The organism is Ruegeria sp. AI3 (genome assembly GCF_056541245.1).
Window position 1 is genome coordinate 1 of the sequence record NZ_JBQFYA010000055.1, and the last position, 1,147, is coordinate 1,147.

A 1,147-nucleotide genomic window follows, 5' to 3' on the forward strand; every position below is an offset into this window, starting at 1 on the left:
GCCACTGGGAATGTGATCTGATGATGTTTCGCAAGGAGTATGGGAAAGTCAATGTGACGTCTCTGGTCGAACGCGTCAGTCGCTATGCTGTCGTGATGCGCAATGAGGATCGCCAGTCCAAGCCGATCATGGAAGCGCTGATCCAGGGGCTGGCTCCCCTGCCCGCCGATGCACGTCAGTCGATCACCTTCGACCGTGGCACCGAGTTCTCGGCCTGGAGGCACCTCAGGGCCGGGATCGGCGCGGATGCCTGGTTCTGCGATCCACAAGCGCCGTATCAGAAAGGAACGGTCGAGAACACGAACAACAGGCTGCGGAAGTATCTGCCTCGCTCAACCGAACCGACGGCGCTGACAAATCGATATTTGAGGTCGATTTGTCAGCGCCTCAATTCGACCCCCCGCAAGTGCCTCGGCTACCAAACGCCTGCAGAAGTCTTCGAAGCCAAGCTGATGGAGATCCAGAACCGTTTGGAATAAAAGGACATATCAAGAACTGCACTTCAACATGAGTTCACACCAAAATCCCTCACTCCGGCTGCCAGTCATCGTCGAGCGAGGATTGCACTCCGCTATCTGTGATCGAAGCATAGTGCGTGGCGGTTTCGGTACCCATTTCTGTACCGTCCCCAGACATGTAGGCCTGCGCGAACTCGGTACGCTTGAATACGGATCCATCAAGTTCGATTGTGGTGCGATCCTCTGCCGTCGCGCGTGTCACAGAGCCATCATACCAAACCTTGATCCGCGTCCCGTCTGCGATCTGTACCACAACGGCCATCGGCTCGATCTGCACACCCAGCCAACCGTCATCGGTGTCCCGCCGCGCGATGATCTTGTCAGACCGGAACTTGACCTGAACATCGCCCGACAAACTGTTGCCGCTTGATTTCAGAACAACAAAAGCCTCTTGCTCGGCCGGGTTTGGGTGGATCGTAACATTTGCGTTCTTCGGCGGCCAAACCTTGGCGGAGTCGCGTTTCTTGCCCTTCTGGTCGCGGTGAAACCCAACATAGAGCTGGGCCGATTTCCAGATGCGCGTGGCCTTCCTTGAAAGTGCCGTGGATTTTGCAGTCATGTCATCGGACCTTTTAGAACGGATATTTCGGATTGGTGCTTACGGTGGCCATGCGGATCTGACGGAACGA

2 protein-coding genes are annotated in these 1,147 nt (G+C 56.1%); one reads left to right on the forward strand and one right to left on the reverse strand.

Annotated elements, in window-relative coordinates; genetic code table 11:
- A partial coding sequence (locus ACRZ95_RS22955) for an IS30 family transposase (RefSeq protein ID WP_480555688.1) occupies positions 1 to 479 on the forward strand: 479 nt, incomplete at its 5' end.
- A 49-nt stretch (positions 480 to 528) separates the two neighbouring features.
- On the opposite strand, the gene ACRZ95_RS22960 is transcribed toward ACRZ95_RS22955, so the two are convergent.
- The gene (locus tag ACRZ95_RS22960) at positions 529 to 1,077 is read right to left on the reverse strand and encodes a hypothetical protein (RefSeq protein ID WP_480425621.1); all 549 of its coding nucleotides are present in this window, start codon (positions 1,075 to 1,077) and stop codon (positions 529 to 531) included.
- Positions 1,078 to 1,147 lie beyond the last annotated feature (70 nt).

Coding starts and splice junctions, on each gene's coding strand:
- ACRZ95_RS22960 (WP_480425621.1), bottom strand. CDS start 1,077: ATGACTGCAAAATCCACGGCACTTTCAAGGAAGGCCACGCGCATCTGG.